Here is a 24,158-nt window from a genome sequence, read left to right as displayed (position 1 = left end):
TCCCCTTCCCTCTTCTCACTTGATACCTGCCAACCGCAGTCCGTCGATGAATGGTTGCAGGTCCTGCCTGCTGCGGTGCGGCTGCAGGCGCGTCATGCTCTCGGCGCTCTCGCCGGGATACATCTCCATTAATCGGTGGCCGTACTCTCGCGCCTCGACGACGTTTCCCAACTGCCCATGGCACGCGGCCAGCAGTCGCAGAACGGACTCTTCGTTGTCCAGCCGGCCACATAATTCGATGGCCTTGAAATAGTCCGCCTTGGAAAAGGCGATGCTCGCTCCGGCCCACCAGTAGTGGTCGGGCGGTGTGGGATTGAGATCGATGGCGCGCTCGTACATCCGCCATGCATCGTTGGCGTCGCCGACGAAGCCCATGGCGTCGCTGTGGTCGAGCAGGATGTCAGCGGAGTTCGGATGCAGGTCCCGCGCCCGGTGAAAACACTGTTCCGATTGAGCGAAGTCGTGTTGATAAAGCGCGACCATTGCCTTGCGCCAGTGGCCGGACGAGCTGTGCGGATCGTAGCGTATCGCCTGATCGGCTAGTTCGCGCGCTTCCGACAGCAGCTTCGGATCGTTGCCACCGAGCAAGAGCCACTCGAGATAGAGTGAGCAGGACACACCGGAGTAGGCTTCTGCGAAGCAGCCATCTTCTTTGATCGCATTGGCGTAGGACCGCCGCGCCCGTCGCACGCTTCGCAGGTCGCATGTCTTCAGCGCGCTTTGAGCTCTCAGGAAATGCAAATACGACGAGGCGTTCCCGGTTCGCTCCAGTTGCTTGAGCGAATCGCTTTCCACGGCACCGGACACTTCGGCAGCAATCCGCGCGACGAGCACCCGACTGGAGTGGACAAGCACCTCATGTTGCAGCGCGAAGTCACCAGCCCAGACGATGGCGCCGGAATCGCTGTGCACGAGGCGCACACACAAGGTACCAGGACCGGCGGCGGGCCGGACGAAGCTGCTGACCGTATAATCTGCCCGCAACAAGCTGTTCTCCAGCAGAACGCCGCCGTCGTGCATTACCTGAAAGCTGCTGTGGGGTGCCAGCGTCAGATGGCTCTTGTATCGTGCCAGCTCGTTCGCGATGTCTTCCACAAGAGCGCGAAGGAAATTGTCGCGATCCGACATCCGTGATGCCCAATTAGGTGCCAGTAAGGCGACCCGCATCAGGCGTGTTCCGGCTTCGCCGACGTCATTGGGTCGACCGAATGTCTGATCGATGAGCCTTGCTGTCGCGTGCGCAAGCGAAACGCGTGTATTCATGACGGGACTGTCGGCGCCGTCCATGTTCAGCACCGAAGCCAGGAGGCCGTAAATCCGCCTTGCTTCTTCGGGCCTGCCGATTGCTCCGTAGGCCATGATCAGCGCGCGGTAGGTGTCTTCCCTGGCGTTGTCGATGGAAAGGCTGTGCCGTTCGACGGCGCGAAGCAACGTAGAGTCAGCAGTCCCGTAGCGGGTGAGCGCCTTCAGGGCCTCTTGAACAAGGGCGAAATAGCGCTCTCGCAAATAGGTGCTGGCTATAGCCAAGGCGTCATCCGGTTGATTGGCCGCGGCGGCCACGCCTTCCAGAAGGTCGCCCTGGTAAAGTGCGACTAGCTCCAGGAGGGTTTGATCCGCAGGCCCGTCACCCAGCTCCAGAAACCTGCAAACATCGATCTGGCCGGCGGCGTTTGTCAGCCAAAGCGATTTGTCGTCCACCGCAAGGATCGTGTTCAGATCGGGTAGAGCCTTCTGCATGCGCAACAGCAGTTGGCGCAGGTTGCCCAGGCTTGCAGCCGAGTCGGCACTGTCCCAAAGCTGCGCGGCGACCCTAGCACGCGTCAGCTTTTTGACCGGCGCCAAGCTGAGCAACGCCAAAAGGCAGAAGCCCCGCGACGGAAACACGCTCGCTTTTTTCGAGGAAACGACCTGGGGGAAACCAAACAATCGAAACGAAACAGTATTCTCAGGCTGTATCGACGCCATTTTCCCAACCCCCCATCCCAATATGCGATCAAAAAATCAATGAAGGCAAATGCTTTCGCGCTCGTTCGGCATAAATGCTTGAAGTCGGCAAGTTGAAATGATCGATGCGCTGACGGAACCACGATGCCGCCGGTCAGGAAGGGTGCTAATCCGTAACACCAAATACAATCTACGGCGCGGGGCGCGCATCGCAGAGTTGAGCCGGCTTCGAATCTTTCGGCGTGAAGTTCAAGAGTACACACTCGCGTGCACAATCCGAGACACATACGCTTTTGCCCCCACGACCATGTAACGGCCGTGTAACGCCTGTGGCGAGATGACTCTGGGGTCAGGCGGCGAGTTGAACACGCAGCCGTTCAAGAACCCAGTCCCGTGAGGCCAAGCTCTGCTTGGGTGAAAAGATGTGGAAACATCTCTATCTGCCGTCGTCTGCTGTTCCGGTTGGTGGGCTCCAGAGGCCGCTACCTCTGAGCAGACGCCATTTTCTTGGCCTTCTTGCCACGGCACCGGCTATTCCGAGTCTGTCAGCCGCCTTTGCCGCAGATCGAGCCGACGATTCGAACCTCGATCTCGCATTTGATCTCTCGGCCGACGGGAGCACACTGCGCGTGCTTCGCGTCGATCACGAAACCCGGGAACCCGCGCCCGGGCTGAAAACGCTCGACATGTCAATCGACATGTTCGGTGAAAAAAGCTGGTTCGACATTGCGCGACCCGGGTCGGACGCGAAGAAACGCACACTCTACATCAGGAACATCAGCTATGGCGGTCTCGTTGACAGGAAGATCGAACTGTTCTTCGAGAATGTTGCCGGCTGGAAGCTTAGAATCCTCACCGACGTCTGGCTGGACAGCGACGGCAAGTCGCTGGAATACGAGACGGAACATCCCGTATTTCTCGACGATTTCATCGAGGAAAAGGCCGAGGCCACCGAAACCCTATGGGCGTCGCGCGTCAACAAGACATTCCTGCGCATGTTCGCTGGCCGGATCGATGCAGGCAACGGCAAGGACGACGTCGCAATCGGACTGACCGGCAAGTTCCAGTGGCGCGTGAGTACGATAGGCAAGCCGCTTGGTGCCTTTGCGGGCCAGATCGCCGTTAGCGACTTCTCGCTGGGCTGGCATGAGAAGGCCGCGAAGGCCGCAGACGGCACAACGGCCGGGCCTCATTTTGGCGGGATCGGTGCCATTGTGTCGGTCGCGAACCTGCGTGCGGGCAACAGCGCCGGACTCAATTTTCGTCTCATCCGTCCCGATCCGCCTGCTGGCGGGAAATGGCAATTCGAAATCCGCCGCGGCCCCTCGGCCTTGCTGGCAGGCGCCTTCCAGACTGTATCCCGGATCGTCGTCGGCACCACGACGGCAGAATTCGTCGAAAAGGGCGCGCAGGTCGCCGGCCCGCTTGAACTCCAGCAACTGGTCGCGACAGAAACCAGCATCGTCTTCCCCGGCAAGGATGAGATTGTCCGCACCGTTATCTCTGCCGCCGGCGCGGTCGATATGGAGAAAGTCGATGCCGACGGGGAGTCGGTTGCCGTTCCGAGGAAGACGGAGATCACCACGGCAATCGGCCGAATTCGAGCAACCGGCGCATACAAGGATCATGAAGAGGGGGTGGCCAAGGCCGATGATGTCCCGGCCGGCGGCTCACCCTCGGCCTCAGATGCGGTTACGACGACCGGGGACGATTTCGGCAAGGTGATACTCGCCGCCAGCGGCGACCGCGCTGGCGCACCGGGCCAGACGGTATGGATCGTCGCGGATCGCGGCGCCAAAGCTGGCGATCAGCAGCGTCTGCGCCGGGCTGCCGTCGACCTTCATTTGTTCGAGGCCGACACGGCTTTGCCGGATGTCAGCCACAGCAGGCTGCGCTTCGAGCGGGCCGAATTGCGCCTGTCGTTTGCAGACGGACTGCCGCTCGCCGGGCCGATCGCTGAATCGCCCACCGCCGACTCATCCAGTTTCATCTGGCTTGGAACGCCGACGGCCGGCGCGCGCCAAGCCACGCTCGACCTATCGCGCGCATCGCTGATGGCGGCGCGCGATTACGACCAGATGCGGCTCCGGTTCCGCTTCTCGGACATGATCCTGGCCTTCACGCCGCAGCCGATCATCCTCCCGGCGCGTGAGGACTGCGGGGTGGTTGTCGCGCCGCGCCAAGAGCGTGCCGACATGTCCGAAGAGGAGCGGGGGGCGCTTCCAGGACCGGTGCGCGTCGACACGCGCCCGGTCCTGGTTGTCGAGTTCGACCCCCAGCATGTCATGGAGGAAGCGATCTTCCGGCCCGAACTCCCGCCCCTGCCGGATTTCGGTCTCGACAAGGACCAGCAGGCTGCCGCAGCTCAACTGAAACCTGAGCTGGTGCAAAGGAGATTCATCCAGGACGAAAAGAAGAAGAACGAACGAGCGGCTGGCTCGGATCTCGGCAATCCATTCGCCAACTTCTGCGGCAAGTTCGCGACCGCCACCGAGACCGCAGAACTCTCCGAAGAGCAGCGTGTCTATATCGGCCCCGACGGCCTACAGCCGGATGCATTCGAAGCCGCTCGGAAACTGCAGATGCAGTCGATCGACGGCACGATCAGAGCGGCGATCGACCAGCTGATAGACGCCCAGGCAGCGGCGCAGATCACCGCCATTCAGGCGGCAGAATCCGGCCCCGACAATCAACCCAAACCGCTTCCGACCGACTACGACCTGCGGCTCGAACTCGAGCGCAAGCTGGAATCGAGCCTGCCGCTCTACTCGCTGTTCCGCGGCTTCTATCGCGATCTCTTCACCGGCAATTCCAAGATGAAGCCGGCTGATCCAGCGACCGATAGCGCCATGGAGGCAGAATATTTCCACCCGATCAATCTGGCCGGGCTTTCGACCGAACAGCTGACGATGGCGGGCAAGCGCGACAAGGACGCGCGATCGAAATTCACAACGTTCGCGTCGGGCCGCGACGGCATTCCAGACATCGTCGAGGCGCGGCTTTCTGGACCGACACGGCTGGCCTTCAGGGTCAATTGCCGACCGGGACTCGGCGATGGCCATGACGCCAACGGGATGCCCGCATTCCCGCCCGCGTCGGCGACCAAGCCAGGCGCCGCAGGCATCGCGTTCGACGCAATCCCCTTCACCTTCGCCTCGCTCACCGACTGGTCACATCACGAGCCGGCGGTCACGCGGCGCGCTGAAAAACTGTTTCGCGAAGCGCCTTCGGGCATGATGCCGCCGCTCGGCGAACAGGCGGCCGACCTGGACGATCACCGCATGCTCGGCCATCAAGGCTTGAGCGCCGGCGAGGACGTAACCGGTGCCCAGCGCATGAGCGAGATCCGGGCCTCGCTGGCGCAGAATCCGACCACGCTCGAGACCGCGATCGAGATCCCGTCGCGGCTCGTGCTGTCGACGGCACAGGACGCGGTCTGGCAGGCCACCAGGCGCTTTCCCATTCCGCACGGCAACCCTGAATTCGCCAGTCCGCCGGCGGTGCTGGAGTATGGCGAGACGCCGACGCAACTCAAGGCAAAGGCCTTATCGCACAGCAGCGATCTTTGGACCGCCCGCCTGCTGGTCGACGACATATTGCCCAGTCTGCGTGTGGTCGGCACGCCGGACTTCCGGCCAATGGCCCTGCAGCCCTCGCCTGGCGACGGCAAGTCGCCGCTGCCCGGTCATTTCGCTCCGCCGCGCGGCGCCTACGCACCGTGGTTCCTCGGCGCGGAGCAGTCGAACTCCGGCGTGAACTCGCCGCTCGCCACGCATGTTGCTGCATTTCCCGAGGACCAGGGCAAGTGGGGCGATCACGATGACCAGGCGTTCTGCAAGGAGGAGAAGAGTTTTCCCGCACCGAGGAAGTTGCGACTGGTCGACTGGCTATGCCGCCGATTGGGCATCCGCACCGAGACGGAAGCCGACATCAAATTCTTCCGCACCTCGCTCGACGCCTACGACCGCCACGAATTGCTGCTGCTTGGCTCGGCCTACGGGCTGCCTGTCACCGGCAAACGCAAAGCGATCGGCGAGAATGTCGAGGAAGGCGGCGCCCTGATCGACGGCTCCGGGCAATTCGAGCCGGGGAAAGAATTCGCGCTGCTCGACGGCCGCAACGACGAGGCGATCTATCGGCCGGTACCGCTGAATGCAACCGAACTGACGCTGTCGACGCTCGGCGGGTCCTTTACGCACGACACGCACTTCAATCCGCCGGCGACGGCGCTCGACACCAATGGCCGCCCGTTCTTCACCGGCATGTCGATCGAACGCTGGCAGCATCAGATCGTGCTTGGCCGCGATATCCGCGCCGAAGTCGTCTACAAGGGCTATCTGTTCCCGCTCGGTCATCGCGCTTCACTGGTGAAGCTCACCGAACGTATCTTCCTGCTGACGGAGAAGCAGGGCTACAAGGCGTTGCTGCGCCAGCATATGTTCTTGAGGATCGGCAAGCCCGACAAGAAATATCCCGCGGTCGGGCAACCGAATGCCGGGCGCCAGTGGTGCGCCAGTGACGTGCTGATGCTTACCCGGCGCACGCCGGACATCGTCGACCCGACGACGCCGGTGAGCGCCACCGGTCAATTGGCAGAAGAGCCGAACGGCAAGCTGAGCTTGGGCGACGCCCCTGGGCTCGCCTTCTGGCCGAAAATCGACCTCACGGATCAAGGCAGGATCGCGTTCCAGTTTGCGCTCGACGGTAAGCCGACCTCGATGCCGCTACTCTTCCTGGACAATGTTGCCGCGACCACACCGGCGAGCGTCAAGAAGGTCGCCGACTACTACAATTATTTGACGTCGGACCTCCGCTCCATGCCGCTCCGGGGGCAAAAGCTGCGTTTTGCCGAAGAGATGGAAAGCGGCGACACGACCTTCGCAACCGATAGCGTGTTGGTTCAGGCACAGGGACGGCGCAGCCCTGGCGGTGCGCAATGGGGCGGCGACAATTCGTTGTATGCGACGACTGGCGTCCTCGAAGGAGCCGAGCAGCCTCCGTTCTATCCGATGGTCGAAAAGGCCTTCATTCATATCGAGCAGGTGGAGCGATTCACCGGTTCCGGCGCCAACCCAACCGTGGTCCGCTATGACGGACACTTCCTTGAAGAGGGCTTCCAGGGGGAGAACAAGGCGTCGGACGGTGCCGGCCAAGCGGCAGACAACGGCAATCCGCTTGAAGTGTTTCTGGATCTCGTCACGCCGGTACCGCTGAACATGGGCGGCAGTGGCGACCGCTCGGGCGGCATCGCACGACCGAATTCGATGATCTACGCACTGTCGCGAAGCAAGGGTCCACTCGGCGCTGATAAGCCCGCGTATGCAGCTAAGCCAGACCCTTTGAAAACCATCGAGACCGAAATCGTCTCGCTGGCGGAGTATTTCCGCAAGGCCAAGCCGCCCACCGCTGCCACGCCTACCGGCGCAATGGCGGTTGCGAACAGCGACAACGAAGCCAACGACGCCGAGCAGCTCAAGGTCTTCGAGAGCTTCTTCTCGTCGGACGCCAAGCTGCTTGGCATCATCAAGCTCAGAGATTTGATGAAATGGTTCAACCTTTCAGGCGCGAACCTGCCGCTGCTCAAGGAGACGATGGAGTTCGGCTCGGCGCTGCAGGACGCCGCGGCTGATGCACTCTCGCTGGTGCGCATCAATGTGCTGTTGCCGCTGAAGGCCGTCGTCAAGACGATCGCAGAGCAGTGGAATGCTCTCGACGAACGTCTGGCCAAGGAGCAAGCGAAGGTTGCTGAGGGCGCCGAAAAGCAAGAGAAGATCTCGATCAAGAGGTATTTCCCGGAGATCGATGATGGGCTGACCGGCCTCTCACAGATGCTCGATGCGGCGCTCGCCGAGAATGATCTCCTCAAGCTGCCGAAGAAGCTGTCGGCGATCTACGAAGCAGGCAAGAGGTTCGCGCGCCTGCTGGCGACGCTCGCCGCCAATGCTCCAGAACGCCTGCAGGAGGCGGTCCGCGACCAACTGCTCAACGGTATTTCGAACATTCTCGGCGCCAAGGCGGCGCTCGAGACAACGCTTGACAAGCTTGAAGCGATCGGAAAAGGCGACGCCAAGGCAGCCATTGCCGACGTCGTCGCACAGATGATCGGCACTATCGAGTACCTCGACGACTTCATTCCGCTGCCCGTGCCCGTGCCCGATCTCGTCGCCGCTGTCCGCGTGGCCGGCGGCACGGCCTCCGAGGTGGCGGCGGCCGAAGGCCAGGCGCGCGAGGCCGCCAAACTGCTTCGCGCGGCCGTCGCGACTGCCAAGCAGGAACTTAACGATGCGGTGAAGCAGACAACCGTCGAACTCTGCACCGGCGTCATCACGCTCGAAATGGCGGTGGCGAAGCTCGCCAAGACGTTGATCGGTGCGGCCAAGGGCGCCATCGAGGACGCGCTCGACTACATCGAGCAGAACACAGACGCGCCTTACAAGTCGAGGCTGCTTGGCGCGATCCAGGCCTATCGGACGCGCCTGGAGGAGGTCGAAAAGCGGATAGACGCCACGCCGTCACAGTTGCCTCCTGCCGTTTCGCAACTCCTTGCCGAGCTGCGCCGCCTGCAGACCGGCGCTCAAGCGGTCGAGAGTCTCTTGAACGCTGTCCATGCAAAGAGCATGGACGCGGCGCTGGCTGCCTCGGCAACGGTCGCTCGTCAGCTGTTTGGCGCCGAACTCGATCTGACCGCTGTACTCCAAACGCCAGCCACCGAGGCAGCGGGCGCGCTCGACGGGCTCGCCAAACTCCTGGGCTTCGCAGTGGTCGGCACGCCCCAGTGGCCGACGGACGATGAAGCCGACACCGCAGATATGCCTGACCTTCCGGATGTGCTGCCCGCGGAGGGCACAATCCTGAAAAGAATTGCCGACGCATGGACGTCTGTCGGCGAGATCGACACGCAGCTCGTCAAGGCGCAGAGCGAATTTGACGACCACAAGAGCGATTTACCGCTGAACCTGCAAGAGGCCGCGCAAGGTGTCTTGAAGGATACCACAACCCTCGACAGCATCATCAAGACCCAGATCGGTTCGATCTATCGGCATACCGTTCACCTCGGCCGCGGACTTCAGGCGGTTCAGCGGTCATTGGACGATATCAAAGCTCAATCCATCGGCGACGGCACAGGCGACACTCTCAATCCGGCAAAACTGCTGCAGCGGCTGGAGGCAGCTCGCGCAGTTGTCGAGGTTGCGCTGGACGGCCTCGCGGCCGCGCTCAAGGAGATGGCCGCGGCATTCTCCAACTATCTCAGCAAACCCAACAACCAAGCTGCGCTGGCTGGCGGGTTCGCGGCAACGTTGATTGCTTCGACCGACATCGCCGACGCGGTGAAGAAACTGGAGGCAGCTCTTCAGTCCGCCCAATCAAAAGTCGCCGATTGCCTAACGGTTGTGGTCAGCCTCTCCCTCAAGCTTCTGTCCAAGGGCAGTCTCCTTGCCACCGCCGGGATTTCGGAGGTGAGCAACATTGTGGCCGCATTGCCCGAGATTCTCAATCCCGAGCGCAATAGCGTCGTGGCAGCCCTCACCAAGCTGACGAGCACTCTACCAGTGAACCTTCGCGAGGACTTCGACGCTGGCGGAAGTCCAGAAACCATTGAAAAGCTTCTCGTTTTGCCGGTGAAGACCGGTGAGGGAACCAGTGTCCAACAGTTCTTCATGGATGGAGGCGCCAGCACCGAATTCGACACCATCCGCGACGGTCTGCGAAATGCCGAAATCACTGCTGTGAACGCATACCGCAGCCTGCTCGACCGCGCGTCGGCGCTACCGGCGGCGCTTCGCGACAAAGCGTTCAACCTCATCAAGCCCGCTCTCGAGCCTCTCGCCACGGGTTACGCCGCCATTCTCGAGGCCCGCAACAAGGTGCTGAAAGACCCGTCGCTGGCGGAAGGTTTGGCAACCGGGCTTGTCGTCCAGGCCCTGACTGTGCCCAAGCTCGAGGGTTTCGCCTGCGATGGAGAAGCCTGCGACCGGCTTCAGCAGGAAGCGGACTGGATCAGCGATGCGGCCAACGCCACCGATTTCGGGCAGACGGAGGTTCGCAAGCAGCTCGGCGCTTTTCTCGACGGTTGGCTGGGCGGCCAGGCTGCGCCACTCTTAATCATCAGGAATCTCAAGGATCTCGTCGTCAAGGCGACCAGTGGCGACATATTGAGCATGATCGATGTCGCGGCGCTGCGCGACGAGATCGAAGACACGCTCGCCAATCTCGTCCCGCTGCGCACAACGCTCGCCTACGATCTCAACCTGGCGACCGGCACCTACGGCGCCGGCCAGAGCCAAGGCAAGATCTTCAGCCTTATGAATGGCAGCCGCTTCGATGTCGCCGTCAGGGTCAATATCGATCTGCTTGGCAAGGACCCGGTCAAGTTCCGTGCCGATGGCAAGCTTGGTGCGTTCGAGGTCAACCTGCTCGGAGGCATCTTCGAAGCCGTCGCGCTGAAATTCCACGGCGCGTCGTTCCTGATCGAAGACGGCGGCAAGCCATCCTTCGACGTCAACTACAATACGTTCGAGATCGGAAAGGAACTCGAATTCGCCCAGCAGTTGCAGTCATTTCTCAGCCCAAGCGGCAGCGGCTTCTATCTGCAGCCACTGGACGGCCTACCGGGCATCGAAGCAGGCTACGGCATCAACCTGGGGACCATCCAGCTTGGCGGCATCTCGTTCTCCAACGTCTCGCTGAATGTCGCGGCGCTGCTGCCGTTTACCGACAGCGAAGCCCTGTTCCGCGCCTCGCTGGCGCGCCGGCTTGCGCCCTTCACCATCAGCGTACCGCCGTTTGGCGGCGCCGGCTATTTCGCCATTACCGCCAGTGCCAAGAAGATCGTGGGCTTCGAGGCGTCGTTCGAATTCGGCGGCAGCGCCGACTTCTCGTTCGGCCCATTGGTTGCGTACGGGCGCATCATGAGCGGCTTCTATATCCGCACGCAGGAGCTCGCCAGCGGCCATCGCGTTACCGAACTCTCGGGCACGTTCTTTGCCGGTGGCGCCGCCAGCATCTGGATCTTCAATTTCTACGCGTCCCTTTATGTCAAGCTTGGCATGGCCGAGGGCGGCGCCATGGAAGGTGAAGCGATCTTCAGCTTCGCCTTCTCAATGGGCATCGTCGACTACGACTACAGCGTACGCGCTGCCAGCAGCCAACCTGCGATGGGCAGTGGCGGCGGCGGTGGTTCAAGCCAGTCCGGCGCGCTGGAGAGCCCGACGCGATTTGCCGGCATCTCGGCCGATGGCATCGACCGCTCGATCATCACCGGCGCCACCGGCGCTACCATCACACCGGACGAATACGGCTTCGTCACGGGCGTCAAGGTCACCACGGTGTGCCAGGGCAAAGACACGTCGAAATACTTCGACTACTTCGACATCGCACTTCTGGAGCAAGCATCATGAGCGAACCGGTTCGCCCTTTCATGCGGGTTGTCGCCAACGGATATACCAAGAGCGGAGCCCGACAGCTGACCTTGATCGTCACGCCGGAACCAGCAACTGCGGGCGCGCCAGGCAGTTTTGAGTTGTCGGAGTGGCCGAAGAAAATGGCCATGCTGATCGCCGGCGGGATCGGCTTGCCCGGCAGCTCCAAGACTGTGGCAAAGTTCGCGGTCGAGATCGCGGTCGCTCCGAGGGCCGCACAAAGCTTCGACGGCGAATGTTGGACGGCGGCCGAACCCGACATTGCACAGCCTTCGACGTTGATGGCAATCGCGGCGATCAAGAAGCTCGGCGATCCCAAAACCTCCAAGGCGTGGGACGAGATCAACGCGGTTTGGAGGGAGGCCTTCGAAACGGCTGGAGGCGCTGACCCATGGACGGATCTGACGAAACTCATCAGCCATTCGCTTGAGGGCGCAAGCTTCAACGCGGCTCTGACGGACGAGGCCGACCCCGCCGAGTTGCAGCAGGGCGGGCGCGGTCAGATGCGCGCTTCCGCCGTCAAGCCTGGCGAAACGGTAACGATCAAGACCATCATTCCGGCACGCCAGAGCGACCTGGCATTTCAACTCGAGATTGACCGGGCCAAGCGCGTCGCGGACCGCATCCGCGAGCCGCTGCCGGATCTGGACGACCTGCCGATTGAAGGCATAGCGGCGGCTCCGGCAACCGACCTCAAGGAACTGAGCAAGGAGCAAGCCCTGGCCGAGCTGCGTGAAAAAAAGAAGCTGGAATTGGACAGCGTCGTCAAAGCAACCAACGACGACCGCAAGCAAGCAAAGCAGACCTTCGACAAGACGACCCACAAGCTTTTGAGCCGGCTTTGCAAACCTGTTTCTCCGGCGGAGCTTCCTGTTCAGAATCCCGGCCAGCCGGAACCTGACAGCCCTGGGACGGCCGCGAAGACGCAGCTCTACGGAAGCTGGGCTCAGGCCCCCCAGACGCCGCCGGAAGAACAGAAGCGCCTCGAGCGCATTGCGCAAACCTTCTATGCCCTGCAGGGCGACGCCGGTTTCGCGCGCCTGTTCTGTCTGGCGATCGACTTGGAACTCGAGCCGATGGAGATGGACCCGTATATGTTCCTCGCCGCCGAAGCGGACGAGGCAGGCCGCTCGACGCCGCGCGTCTGGACCACCGCAAAGGTGGCCGACGATCATTTCTGGCCTGCGCCGAAGGACGAGATCGATGTTCCGGGGATGATCCAGGGCGAAAAGGGCTGGGAGGCCCGGATCATGGATCTGATAACCAACCTCGACCAGTTCGACGGCGTATCGTTGACCGGCGCCGGCGCCGCCAAAGGTAACCCCCGCTACGGCCTCGTGTCGCTCGACATGCGCCGCGCCGTCGAACCGACCGGCAAGGACGACGTCATCAACAAGGCGGAGGCGATTGCCAACGCCTTCCAGACAGCGGGTTTCGTCGTCATGGATCGGTTGCGCGCCGACGAAGCAATCCGCACCGCTGCCCGCACGGCTGCGCAGAAGAGCACAAAACCGGAAGAAGGCGAGCAGCGTGCGCGGGCCCTGCTCTTTGCCGAAGATCTGACCATCGGCCGCCGGCTCGACGTCGCGGTCCGAAAGAACAAGGTGGATCGCTGGCGCAGCCTGATGAGCCGTACAGTAAGTTATGACTTCCGCGTGAAGCGTGAGCCCAAGCCGGCTGTCAAGGCCGCGCTCGACACATTGATCGGAGCACCCGGCTCCGCTGAGCGCCGCGAGATCGACGCCGCCAGCATGGTCTTCGCCTCGCGGCTGGTTCCGCGCGGCAGCGGCGGCGCGGACACCGACGCGGTTGTCGAGGAGGCTGTTGCGCAATGGGACGGCACGCCGATGGCAGTACTTTGCGCGCCCGAGCGTCCGGTGCCCGACGATGCTGCCGGGAAAGCCGCGCTTCCCTTCCGCCGAACGCTCGGTCTTCCCGATGCCAAGAACGAGCCGGCGTCGCGGCCACCACCGCTTCGCTATGGCGTTGGCTACCGTTTCGCCATGCGCTCGACCTTCCTCGGCGGCCGCGCCATCCCGTTGCGTGAGGATGGCGCGCATTTGAAGCGGCAATACGTGGCGAACACCACGCAGGACCTGGAGAGCCTGCTCGCCTTTCCCGCAAAACTGACTGAAGAGCCGACGCCGGCATCACTGCGGCGTTTCCTGCGCCAGGAAGCGATCGGCCGCCCGGACGTGCTGCTGCCGAACCACATTGCACTGCGCAGCAACGCGCCGATGGGCTTCGAGCAGGCCGATCGTGCGGCGCTTCGCCTCAACAATTCCGAGCCGGCAGATGGCGGCGAGTTCATGGCTGGGGCGCCCTACGTGCCGGCGAGCAGGCGGGCTAACCCATCGTCCACCATGCGCATCATCGTGCCGCCGACCATCTCGCAGGACGAGGCGACGCGTCACGGCGTGTTCGATACGAGCGACTTTCGCGAGCGCCTCAAGGGCGGACTGCGCGACGTACGTCGCGATCGCCAGGCGCCGAACATGAACGACAAGAATGCTTCCCGCGCCCGCCGGCCGGCCGGCTTTCCGATCGCCGTCACCCGCAAGCCATATGGCTTCGGCATGATTCCGGCTGAACAGTTCCGCGAAATCGTCTACGACGCGCCCGACGAACAGGGCGAGACCGTGTTCATCGCGGGCCATGATGTCGGCGAGCGGCAAGCGTTTCTGCCGGACCCCGCCGCCGAGTATTATGTGCTGCGTCTCAAACACCGCACCACCGGGGCGTATCTCGATGGCTCTCTGACAATCCCCGTCTACGATGGCGGGCTCAGCAAGTGGCCGAATGCCCGGCCGCTGGCCATCGTGATGTCGCCGGTGAACCGCCGGCCAAGGCCCAAGGCAGCGAGCGAGGTGCTGGCATTCGCCAAATCTCCCGATCAGCAGTTGTCGCCATCGGGCGAGTTCGGCAAGACCGGCGCTCGTGTGAAGGTGGTCGAGATGAAACTCGCCCCCTCGGAAGACTATGACCTGGTGGCCTTCTGTCTGCCGAGCCCGGAGCGCCTGGCGAAATGGTTTTCGCTGACAGAGGTGCTCGGAGCGCTCGTCAATCCGATGGGGTCTCCGGCAGCGCCGGCAAAGCTCGCCGCGATGTTCGGCGATCAGGCTGCCGAAACGCTGCAAAAATGCCTCGCCGCACAGGTTGGAGACGCAGCCGATTGTCACTGCTCCATCGGCGGCCACAGCGGCGCGAACGACGATCTGCTGCTGGATATCGCGAAGCTTCTGTTGCAACACGCGACGTGCGTGCGGCCGATCGACGAGCTCTCGGCCGTGGCGCCGGTGCGTGTCGCTTGTGCGGCGAGCCGCCCGGCATCGGCGCCGCGATGGGCCGTATCGCCACTGCCCGACGGGTTCGACCAGGCAATCGCCGCGGTGCAGTGGATTGGCGAAGGTGCTTCGGACAAGTATCTGGCGAGGAACCTGTTCGGTGCAGCCGACGCCGTTCGGCCGGCGGCCATTGCCGCGCAGACGACTGAAGGGGCCAAGCGGCATATCGAGGCGCTGGCGCTGGCGCGAGATGTGTTCCGGCCGGCAACAGCAGTCGGTTCAAAGGACTACCTGCTGACGGGCGCGATCTCCATCGACCTTACGGACGCCGACGGGTTCGAAATCGTCGCGGAAACGGTGGCGCCGCGCAGCTCTGTCATGGACGACATCAGCCGGCGGCGCAGCCTCAAGGCACGCCGCGCGGGCCGTTGGCCGAGCCTGCTCGACGAGGCGGGCAAACGCCGCTTTTCTTCGGTGCTCGACGTCTACGGCTTCGCGGATATCGACGACCGAAACCGTGTCTCCCTGCAGAGGTCTGAGGTCACCCTGCTGCGTTGTGAAGCATTGCCGGCTGAGGGGGCGACGCCATTGTGGCCGCAATGGGAGGGGAACTCGACCATCAGCCTGGCCATGGTGCACGAAGCCGCGCGGCGCGGCCTGGTCGTCGTGAACAAGGAAGAGGCAACACCCCGCAAGCCAGCGGGCAGCGGACAGGTGCGGCGTCTAATGTTCAAGTCCGACCAGGTGCACACCTTCCCGGACGCGAAGGCACGTCGCCTCGTCGTCAAGGCGGTGGCGTTCTCGCGTTTCGCGGCCGATTGGGAAACCGTCGACCGCTGGCGCGGCCCGAAGGAACCTACACAGCAGGAACTGGGGCGGAGGCAGCCGCTCAACCGTAAGCAGCAGATCAGGGAAAGTTTGCCGCACGAAATCTGGCTGCCTGCCAGCGAGCGCCCTGCGAAGTGTGTCGTCCGTTCGCCCATGCCGGTGTTCCGGACCGAGCGGTTGACGGTCGACAAACAGGGGCTGGTCGTCCACACGCTCAAGCGCAGTGCGGTGACCCGCATCTATCTATCGCGCGGCTGGTTTTCATCTGGCGAAGGCGAACGGCTGGGCGTCGTGGTTTGGCCACCGAACCATTTCGACGAGCTGGAGGCATCGCTGTCGCGCAAACTCGGCGATTACTACAAGCGCAGCGTTGCGCTGGATGAGCTGTCCGACGAATTTGTCGGACCCGGCGGCGCCTTCATCACGCGCTGGGGCGGCGATCCGATCCGCTGGGACAGCGCTCCCAGCACCGAGCCGCTGATCGGCCCGTACAATTTCGCCGATGTCGCCCATCTCATTCACAGGCCACAGGATCCCCCTATTCCCCCGGATATCCTGCAGCGTCTGAACAACTCTCCGCACGACCCGCGCATTGTCCGTAACGTGAAGATGCCAATCGCCAGGGCGGACGACGAAGACAGCGCGACGGCTGCCGACCAGGACAGCACCAAGCTCAAGCTCGACATGATGGACGTCAGTCTCATCACCTACGAGCCGTGCTTCGACGCAGACCGGGAGGAATGGTTCGTCGACATCGAGATCACGCCCTCGAGATCGACCGACCCGTTCGTTCGGTTCGGCCTGGTTCGCTACCAGGAGCATACCGAACCGGATCTCCAGGTCTCGGAGCCGGTGGTCGCATGGAGCCAGATCCTGCCCGGTCGCACCGCCGAGGTTACGCCGATCCGCGGAGAGAAGGGCGGTCTCATGGTGTTCGCCAGCGTTTTCGGTCAGGCGTCCGAAAGGGTCAAGCACCACAAGCGCTACGAGAGAGCAGGGCACCCGATCTACGACGCACTCGACAAGCCTCAGATGCGAATGAGCGTGGTCCATGAAGGTAAGGACAACGGGAATCGGTGGAGGCGCACGCCGGTCAACGCAGCGGAGTTCCATGCGTTCGACAACAACCCGCACATCGCAGACGGCGTAGGCCGCTGGAATTTGCAGTGTTCGATCGACGCCGAGCGGCTGGCGCAATTAGGCCCAGGCCGGTTCTATGCCTACCTTGAGGAAATCGAGCAGCGGATGCCGGCGACTTACCCGGCCGAGCCGATATCTCCCGAAACGATGTTCGAGCCAAATACCCTGGTCGATTCCGGTCCACGCTTCTCGGCACGCATAGCTTTCGACCTCCCGATGGAAAGCGCGAGCACGCCGCCAAAAATGCAGCCCGAAGATGCGACCTCAAAGTAGCAAGTATCGAAATTGCCCGAAGCGAAACGCGCACGACAGCGGAGGAAATCACATGAGGAATTCACTGAGACTGGCCGGCGTCGCAGGATTGCTGTGCATGGCGGCAACAACCGCCCGCTCCGACGCATTTGACGCGTACCGCGTTGCATGTGATGCGGGACAAAATGCCATTGCATCGGCCGCGGTAGTGGAAGCGCGCTCGATGCTGTCGGACACCATCAACAGTCTGCCGACCACCAATTCCGCTAGTGGCGCGAAGTTCAAGCGCTGGTTCGGGGGGAATGAAGGCGACGACGATCCCGTACTCAAGCAAGTCTACGAAGAGGTCCTCGGCTTTATGGTGTTCCAGAGCTATTGGTGTCCGAACAAGACAATGCCAGACGACGACCCGGGTACCTTGGCCTTTGTTCCCAAGGGGGGCTTCTCCGAGATTTTCCTGGAGTCAGGTTTCTTCGACCTATCGGACAAGGGCGCCGATTCCCGAGGCGGGACCATCGTCCACGAGGCGTCTCATCAAGCCACCAGCGCCACAATCGTCGATACCGACGTCACGGGCGACGGCAAGCCTGACTATACCATCGCCGACGCCGAGTAATTGGCAAGAACGGAGCCCCAAAAAGCAAGGCGCACAGCCAACAACCTCGAATATTTCGCCGAGGACATCGTTGCCGGCATCCCATAGCCGCCGGGCGGTCGATCCGGTCGGCGGTACATCGTCAACCTAACCATTCGACCGATCCTAACTCGATCGGACAAAGGAAGGATAGAAAATGGGTACGCTAAGCATATGGCACTGGCTGCTCGTCATCGTCGTCGTGATGATTTTCTTCGGGCGCGGGCGAATCTCCGCCCTCATGGGAGATGTGGGAAAAGGCATCAGGAACCTTCGGCAAGAATTGACGGCAACGGATGATGCCGTGCCTTTGGCACGCGAGCCGGAGGCTCGTGGTCTCGCGCGGGGCAATTCCTCCACGAAAACTTCCCAAAGGTTGCCGGGGCAATGAATAGTATTGTTACGAGTAACGATACCAGCGCGATCAGTGACTTATGCGGAACGCGCTGCACCCTCTTCTCACAGTAATTTGTGAATAGAATTAAGACATGGGGAAACATTATGACGATCGCGAAAACTCGTCTCCTATTGCTGGCGCCATCGGTTTGTATCTCGCTGGCAGCCTGCAACGGCGATCAACTCTTCCAAGCGCCGCCTCATGGTGGCGAGGCCGTTCCTCCTCCCACTATCTCAGATAGCGTCATCACGCTGGTGGCGTCGATTCCTTACAGTGCACTCGTTCAGGCCGGGGAAGCGAAAGTCCCAAACTCGGTCCTGCTGAACGGGGATGGCCACGTTGCGTGCATGAACATACCGTTCGTTAATCCAGGCCGCGTGGGATCGCACCAGGAGTGTTTTGACAAGCCATACTTGGACTTTCGAGGCGCTGGAATTGAGAGGGTGTGCATAAACGTGCCAGACATCGTTGGTCCTAGTATCGGCACAAGGAATCAATGTGCCGATTATCACTGGGACGCGAGCGTGAACAAGGATCGGTCTCTTCGGATCGCAAAATCCGGCGCCGATATCCAAGTAGGCCAGAGTGTCCACATAACGGGCAAGGCCGGTCTTGGCGGCGACCTCGCAAGAGTGCTCTCTCTATCTGGGAAGAGCTTCGACGCTCGGGTTTCGCCGCAGATCAATATGAATGTCGGTCTAGACAGTGGATGGTGTCCGATCGTCAAGGCTGCCCCCGTCGGAAAATGGGTAGATAGTGCATCCGTCGAACTCGTCGGGAGGAATTGCGTTGGGATTGATCTCGGTGCTCTCGGTCACCCTGAAGTGTGCGCCGGTCCGGTAAATCTTGGGCTTGCGGATGTTCTGAACGGCGAGTTCGACAAGCACCGCGACGACATACAGAACGCGGCTCAGAGCCTTCTTCCCTGTGACGCTGTCCGGTCAGGCGTTTCGAAGCAGTGGCACCCGTTCTCGATCAAGATCGACCGACTCAAGCAGACTCCCCTCTTTCTAAATATCGAGCCCAAGACAGCGGGCTTTTCTGGGCTCATAGCAGAGGACGACGCGCTAAGAATGGTCGTTCGCGTCGGCGCGACGACAGTCCTTTCGCCATCTGAGATCGCGACGACCGGCACAGCCATTCCTCCTTTGAATTCCGCGTCTGCCGATCATGGCGGGCTCGATGTGAACCTTCAGGCAATCGCTCCATACGACTTTCTCAAAGCCGAATTGGCGGCTGCCCTGAAAGGGAAAACCTTCAAGCAGAACATCGCGTCCAACACGATCGAGATCCGGATTGACGACGTGGACCTCTATCCCAGCAATGGATCACTCGCTGTTGGGCTGAAGATCGATGCCAAGTTGCCAGGCCAGTGGTTCGACACAACTGGCTGGGTCTATCTGTCTGGTAAGCCGACGCTGGTTCAGGGCGGCAAAGCCATCACAGTGGAAGGCATTCACTTTGCGACTGTCATCGACAACAAGTTCTGGATGATCGTCCAAAGTCTTTTCGAAACGGAAATTCTTTCGGCGCTCAAAGAAGGCTCTAAATTCGATCTCACCAAGCCGATCGACGAGGCTGCATCGCAAATCACAACCGGCATCGCGAAGGCCAATGTGCCCGGCCTGAAAATCACCGCTGGAACTCCCACGATCCAGCTGACAGGTGTCCATATTGCTCCCGACAATCTCGTCGTCACGACGAAGCTCGCCTTGACCTTCGACACCGAGATCACGTCTGCTCTTCTTAAGTGAACTTCGACAAGGACCGACGCTACGTTACCTCCGGAAATCCCTCTGACTGGCCAGTTTTTCGACGGGAGAACAAAGAGATGAGGGCCATCGTTGCAATGACGCCAGCCGCGAGCGGCAAGCCGTAGAAAGTTAGCGGAGTTAGAGAACGGGGAAACAGCTCGACGCCGGACAAACAAGGCTCTGCACCAGTTCCAGCTTGGCGAAGCCTCATCTGATTTCCTTCCTTGGCCACCGGAGCCCACAGCAGCATGGTCTCGGAGCCCTCGTAAAAGTACCGGGTGTCCTGTTCACAGATGTCGCCCGATTCAGCTTCGGCCATGCAGCACATAACTCCAGCGACCGGAACAAGAACGAAAATCACGAGAACGCAAATCTGAAAGATCTTTCCTTCCCGTGTGGCCGTATCAAGTCCGTCAAGCCAAACCACTGGTATGCGAGCGTGCCAGTGGTCGCCATGGCGCCGTGCGTGCAAGAGGAAGACGCTTGATGACAGCACAAACAAGCCTCCGCCAACAATTGCCCCAAAATAACCGGTGGCCGGCATGTTGTCGTCTACGCCAACTTTGTCGCCAAAGAGGCTTCCCAAAAACTCTGACCCTCCCTGTAGGGAAACCACGCTCGCCACCAAAAAGAAGACGCAGACAACAGACAGCCATTGCCACAATTGCGTAAGATGCGCCTTGGTCATCCCCTGGTATCTAAATCCTCACCTGATCTGTTTCTGCGCAGGGCCTTGCAAAGCGCTCTACTATCGTCAGGCGCAGAATCGCTCTGTCAGCCACTTGGCGCAAGAGCCTTTGTGCGATCTCACTGCCATTGCGGGTGACGCTCGCTGCGAGTCGAGAACGGTCGCAGCCATGCTGCCGCGGAGATCAGCAGTCCGCGGCATACGTGGGCCTCTTCAGGGCCTGCCGAGATCACGATCTTGGTCCATGTCTCGCAAGATGTCCTCATGCGGAGGACGAGAGAAGTCGTCAAATCAATCGGTCGCAGAAAGGAATAGCAAGGCGTGCTAGTCGGAGAGCCGTGAGCCGGATCGGCTGTCGGCAAAAACCGCAAGTCCAAATCACGGTCACGCAACCACCGATAGCGACCTTCACTGGTCGTAGCGATTTAGGCGCGCGTTTCGCCGCCTGCTTCAGCCGATCCGTTTTTTAAGGCGCCGTTGAGCTTTGCCCATGCCGACGCTTTTTCCCACAGTCGATCGTTGATGATCCAGCGAGAATTTGATGAAGTACCGTCAAAACTGACAGGATCAATACGCCTACCTCCATATCTGGATCGATTGATCACTGGAGTCGGGCCGTGGACGCGTGGGCGGAAGAAGAGGTCGAGAGGGTGAGGACGGTTTCTCGCGAGAAGCTTTACGAGCAGGTCTGGTCCAAGCCGATGACCAAGGTTGCTGCGGATTACGGCGTTACGGGTACGGCATTGAAGAAGACCTGCGATCGCCACCACATTCCAACACCAGAACGCGGATACTGGGCAAAACTGAAATACGGCAAGCGCGTCAACAAGCAAGCGCTGCCCCCATCGGCCGAACCAAACTTGGCGTTGGTGAGGATCGCAGGAAGTTCCGAACAGCACCTGTCGCCATCCGTCCGCGAAGCCACAGAAAAAGCCCGAGATAGGCTCAACAAGCACGCTGCGGCTAATCCGATGGTGGCCGCTACGCCGGAGTCTACGCCCAGCGTCGTTGAGCTCCCGTCTCTAGCTGTCACAAGGCGCGCGATCTCAAAAGCGCGTCCGGACGATCAGGGCTTCGCGATCGTTCGGTCCAGGGGCGTTGTCCCTCTCAAAATTGCTGCGGCTTCCATTGAAAGGGGAATTCGCATCCTAAGTCAGTTGTTCGCTCTTGCAGAAACTCAAGGCCATTTGCCCAAGGCAACCGAGAACGGGTTGGTACTCGTTGTCGAGAATGAATCAGTTGCGTTCGGCCTGGAGGAGCAGCCCGAAAAGACCCTGCATCAACCGACGCCGGCAGAATTGAAACGGCGGGATGAAAGAACGCGTTGGGGCAACACCAACGACGCTTGGCCCAAGTACGACGAGTCTCCATCCGGGCGGCTCGCTATCGTCATTCACGCCAACCCGTATTCAGGCCTTCGCCGCAAATATTCCGACGGAAAGACGCAAACTTTGGAAAGCATGCTGCCGGACATATTGGCAGGCTTCGCTGGACACGCGGCGTTCATCAGCGAACGCAGGAGACAAGGCGAGGAACGAGAGCGTCGTCAACGAGACGCCGAAGCCCAGCGGCAACGCGAGGAAGCGTTTAATAGCCGCGAGAAGCGCCGTATGGAATTTGTGGATGCGATCCATGAACAACTGACCCATCGGGACAAGTTGAACGCGGTGCTGACCCATCTCGAGAATGCGACGCCTGAGGATGTCGGCAGAATTAGCGCGATGGCGACTTGGATCCGGCAGCGCCTGAAGCAGATCGATGCTCTGATCAGTCCCCATTTCCTCGATATTTCGGCAAGATCATCGAAAGTCGATTTCGATGAGCCAGACCCTGAAAAAGAGGCAGACAGCGGCAATCGCTACTCTGGTTATTCGCCTTCCGTCAGCCTTCAACTTTAGTCGATTGACAACGAAAAGAAGCTGGCCACCGCGTGCTCACCGCTGGAATGGGCGAGCGCTGTAGGGTCGATGGTCGAGAAAAATCCGGCGGATTAGAGGAAACTATTCCGCATGTGAGATGCGCGATCATCAGACCACGCTGAAAAGCTGCCGCTTTCTGGTCGTCTATTGCGCCCGGGTCGTGTCTCCATGTTGGCCGCTGAGGGGGTAGATCATGATCCCGGGAAGAATTTCTGCCTGACACGGCGATTGCGCCCTAGCGCCCGTTCGAGCTCCAGAACCGACAGGTGGTATTGGTCGACTCGGCGTTTCGAGCAGATCGCGTCGAGCTTGTCGTAGAGTGTGGCGTCCATTTGAGCTGAGGTGATCACGCCGAACCCTCGGGCGCCGTATTGCTCGAGCATGTCGCCGACGTCCGTCAGGCGTGTGGCTCCGAGGGACGAACCGTTGGTGACAAGCTTGCACTGGAAAATCCATTTCTTCGGCTCCACCCAAGCGCCTATTGTTGCCTCATGGATGATGATATCGCGGCCGCCATCCCTCGACCTCGATTTGCCGAGCTTCCGAATGGTATCAGAATTGAACTTCGGGTTGTCGAAGATCAGCTGGTAGCAAAGCTCTTCGAAGGCCTCGTCGTCCAAGCTCGTCCAGTCGCACTGAAAGAACGGCGCGGCGCCGGTCGCGGTAGACAGCTCTTCGGTCATTTGGGCCGAAGCCTCGCGGAGCGCCTTGGCCGTCTGCAGCTGCGCCGGCCTGATGTCGTAGAGGAAATGGAGGAAATAGCCATCATTGACGAACGCAAGCGTACCAGTCTCGTGAAGGTAGCAGCCTTCCGCGAGCGTTGGCATGCCTTCTGCCGTGTCCCAAGTCCTGATGCCCATAGGAGCAGTTTTCTCTGCTTTCGGCGAACGGAGCGCGCTGAAGGGGTCGGATGACCAGCGTTCGCCATACTCGTCGTCCTGGGTCACGAGCCCCGCGCAGACCCGGGATTCGAAATACCGACCCGATGGGAAGCGGACCAAGAGGCCCTCGTGATGCACGAACGACTCGCCGTTGATGATGACGAAGTCGGCGGGCAGGAAGTCATTCAGACGGTACTTCTGATCCGTTCCCGCGAAGAATCGGTCGGGGCCTATCGCCACCGGCACAAGCCACCCGGTCCGCGAAGCATAGCAGCTCCCCCCTAGTATGCCGCTGAAGCCGCTGCGATGGAACCCGAGGCGACGCTCTGGGAAGCGCTCCATCTGACTGCTCCATGCCTCCGGAGCTTCGGACCGCAACTCGTTGTTCACTTCGTGAAGGTTGGCGAAATACCAGTCGATAATCTCCGGCGCTCGGGGAACCAGAGTCTCCAGGTTGTCCTCATAGTCATAGACCTGTTCGCGAAGGTTCTGCAGTTCCTCCAGTTCTGCATCGTCTGTGAAATCCTCGAGTTCCCCGAGCAGAAGCGCACAGTCGGCGATGGCGCCGAACATTCCCGGCCTTGGTCCAGTGAGGACGGCCCTGATGCAGCGGTAGCCTCCGGGTGGGTTTTCGGTCCTGACACACTTCGAATGTGCAGCCATCCGTTCAATGGCCCACGAAGCGTCAAGAAGATCTCCGCAGATGTCGCGATAGGACTGGGTTGACCCGAATGAAGGGAGCGGCACGTAAACGAGAATCCGATCGTAAGCATGTGGATCAAGCGTCGCCAGATCCATTTCGAGCTCTTCGCCGAGATCGATCTCGAGCGTTCGCGCATTGCCCCCGGCATCGTCCTCCATCTTGTTTATCCCTTATCCAAGGTACCAGCCGCACCGGCTCTCTGACTTGCATCCCGGATCAACGACTATTGTAGGCTGTCGGTCGAAACACAGCGTCACTCGGATTGGCGAGCTGCCGACAGGGTGCCATTTACAGCAGATACGTCCGGGTTGCGGG

General features: G+C 61.0%; 9 protein-coding genes. 6 read left to right on the top strand and 3 right to left on the bottom strand.

The window, feature by feature from the left end; all coding sequences use genetic code 11:
• Positions 1 to 15: 15 nt before the first annotated feature.
• Complete coding sequence (locus NL532_RS11695) at positions 16 to 1,965, bottom strand: BTAD domain-containing putative transcriptional regulator (RefSeq protein ID WP_081730883.1); 1,950 nt, start codon at positions 1,963 to 1,965, stop codon at positions 16 to 18.
• A 665-nt stretch (positions 1,966 to 2,630) separates the two neighbouring features.
• Here NL532_RS11695 and NL532_RS11690 point away from each other — a divergent pair.
• The 5 genes from NL532_RS11690 (at position 2,631) to NL532_RS11670 (ending at position 19,652) form a co-directional block, all read left to right on the top strand.
• Positions 2,631 to 11,342, top strand: coding sequence for a hypothetical protein (locus NL532_RS11690; protein ID WP_286488113.1), 8,712 nt, complete (start codon positions 2,631 to 2,633; stop codon positions 11,340 to 11,342).
• Positions 11,339 to 16,888, top strand: coding sequence for a hypothetical protein (locus NL532_RS11685; RefSeq protein ID WP_023828044.1), 5,550 nt, complete (start codon positions 11,339 to 11,341; stop codon positions 16,886 to 16,888). Before NL532_RS11690 ends, NL532_RS11685 begins: the two co-directional genes overlap by 4 nt.
• 52 nt (positions 16,889 to 16,940) lie before the next feature.
• Positions 16,941 to 17,483, top strand: a complete 543-nt coding sequence (locus NL532_RS11680; protein ID WP_031202583.1) for a M35 family metallo-endopeptidase — start codon at positions 16,941 to 16,943, stop codon at positions 17,481 to 17,483.
• A gap of 175 nt (positions 17,484 to 17,658) precedes the next feature.
• Complete coding sequence (locus tag NL532_RS11675) at positions 17,659 to 17,892, top strand: Sec-independent protein translocase subunit TatA (protein WP_023828046.1); 234 nt, start codon at positions 17,659 to 17,661, stop codon at positions 17,890 to 17,892.
• A 110-nt stretch (positions 17,893 to 18,002) separates the two neighbouring features.
• The gene (locus tag NL532_RS11670; RefSeq protein ID WP_081730885.1) at positions 18,003 to 19,652 is read left to right on the top strand and encodes a DUF4403 family protein; all 1,650 of its coding nucleotides are present in this window, start codon (positions 18,003 to 18,005) and stop codon (positions 19,650 to 19,652) included.
• A gap of 19 nt (positions 19,653 to 19,671) precedes the next feature.
• Here the strand turns inward: NL532_RS11670 and NL532_RS11665 are convergent, their stop codons facing one another.
• Entirely contained in the window at positions 19,672 to 20,340 is a 669-nt protein-coding gene (locus tag NL532_RS11665) for a hypothetical protein (RefSeq protein ID WP_023828048.1), read from the bottom strand.
• A 617-nt stretch (positions 20,341 to 20,957) separates the two neighbouring features.
• On the opposite strand from NL532_RS11665, the gene NL532_RS11660 reads away from it, so the two are divergent.
• The gene (locus NL532_RS11660; protein ID WP_023828049.1) at positions 20,958 to 22,238 is read left to right on the top strand and encodes a hypothetical protein; all 1,281 of its coding nucleotides are present in this window, start codon (positions 20,958 to 20,960) and stop codon (positions 22,236 to 22,238) included.
• Positions 22,239 to 22,450: 212 nt separating this feature from the next.
• Here NL532_RS11660 and NL532_RS11655 read toward each other — a convergent pair whose 3' ends face one another.
• Positions 22,451 to 24,001, bottom strand: coding sequence for a restriction endonuclease (locus tag NL532_RS11655; RefSeq protein ID WP_023828050.1), 1,551 nt, complete (start codon positions 23,999 to 24,001; stop codon positions 22,451 to 22,453).
• Between the last annotated feature and the right edge of the window lie 157 nt (positions 24,002 to 24,158).

Source organism: Mesorhizobium sp. C120A, from assembly GCF_030323105.1.
GTDB lineage: Bacteria > Pseudomonadota > Alphaproteobacteria > Rhizobiales > Rhizobiaceae > Mesorhizobium.
Note: the sequence above shows the minus strand (reverse complement) of the source record. Positions and strands in the feature narration are given on the sequence as shown.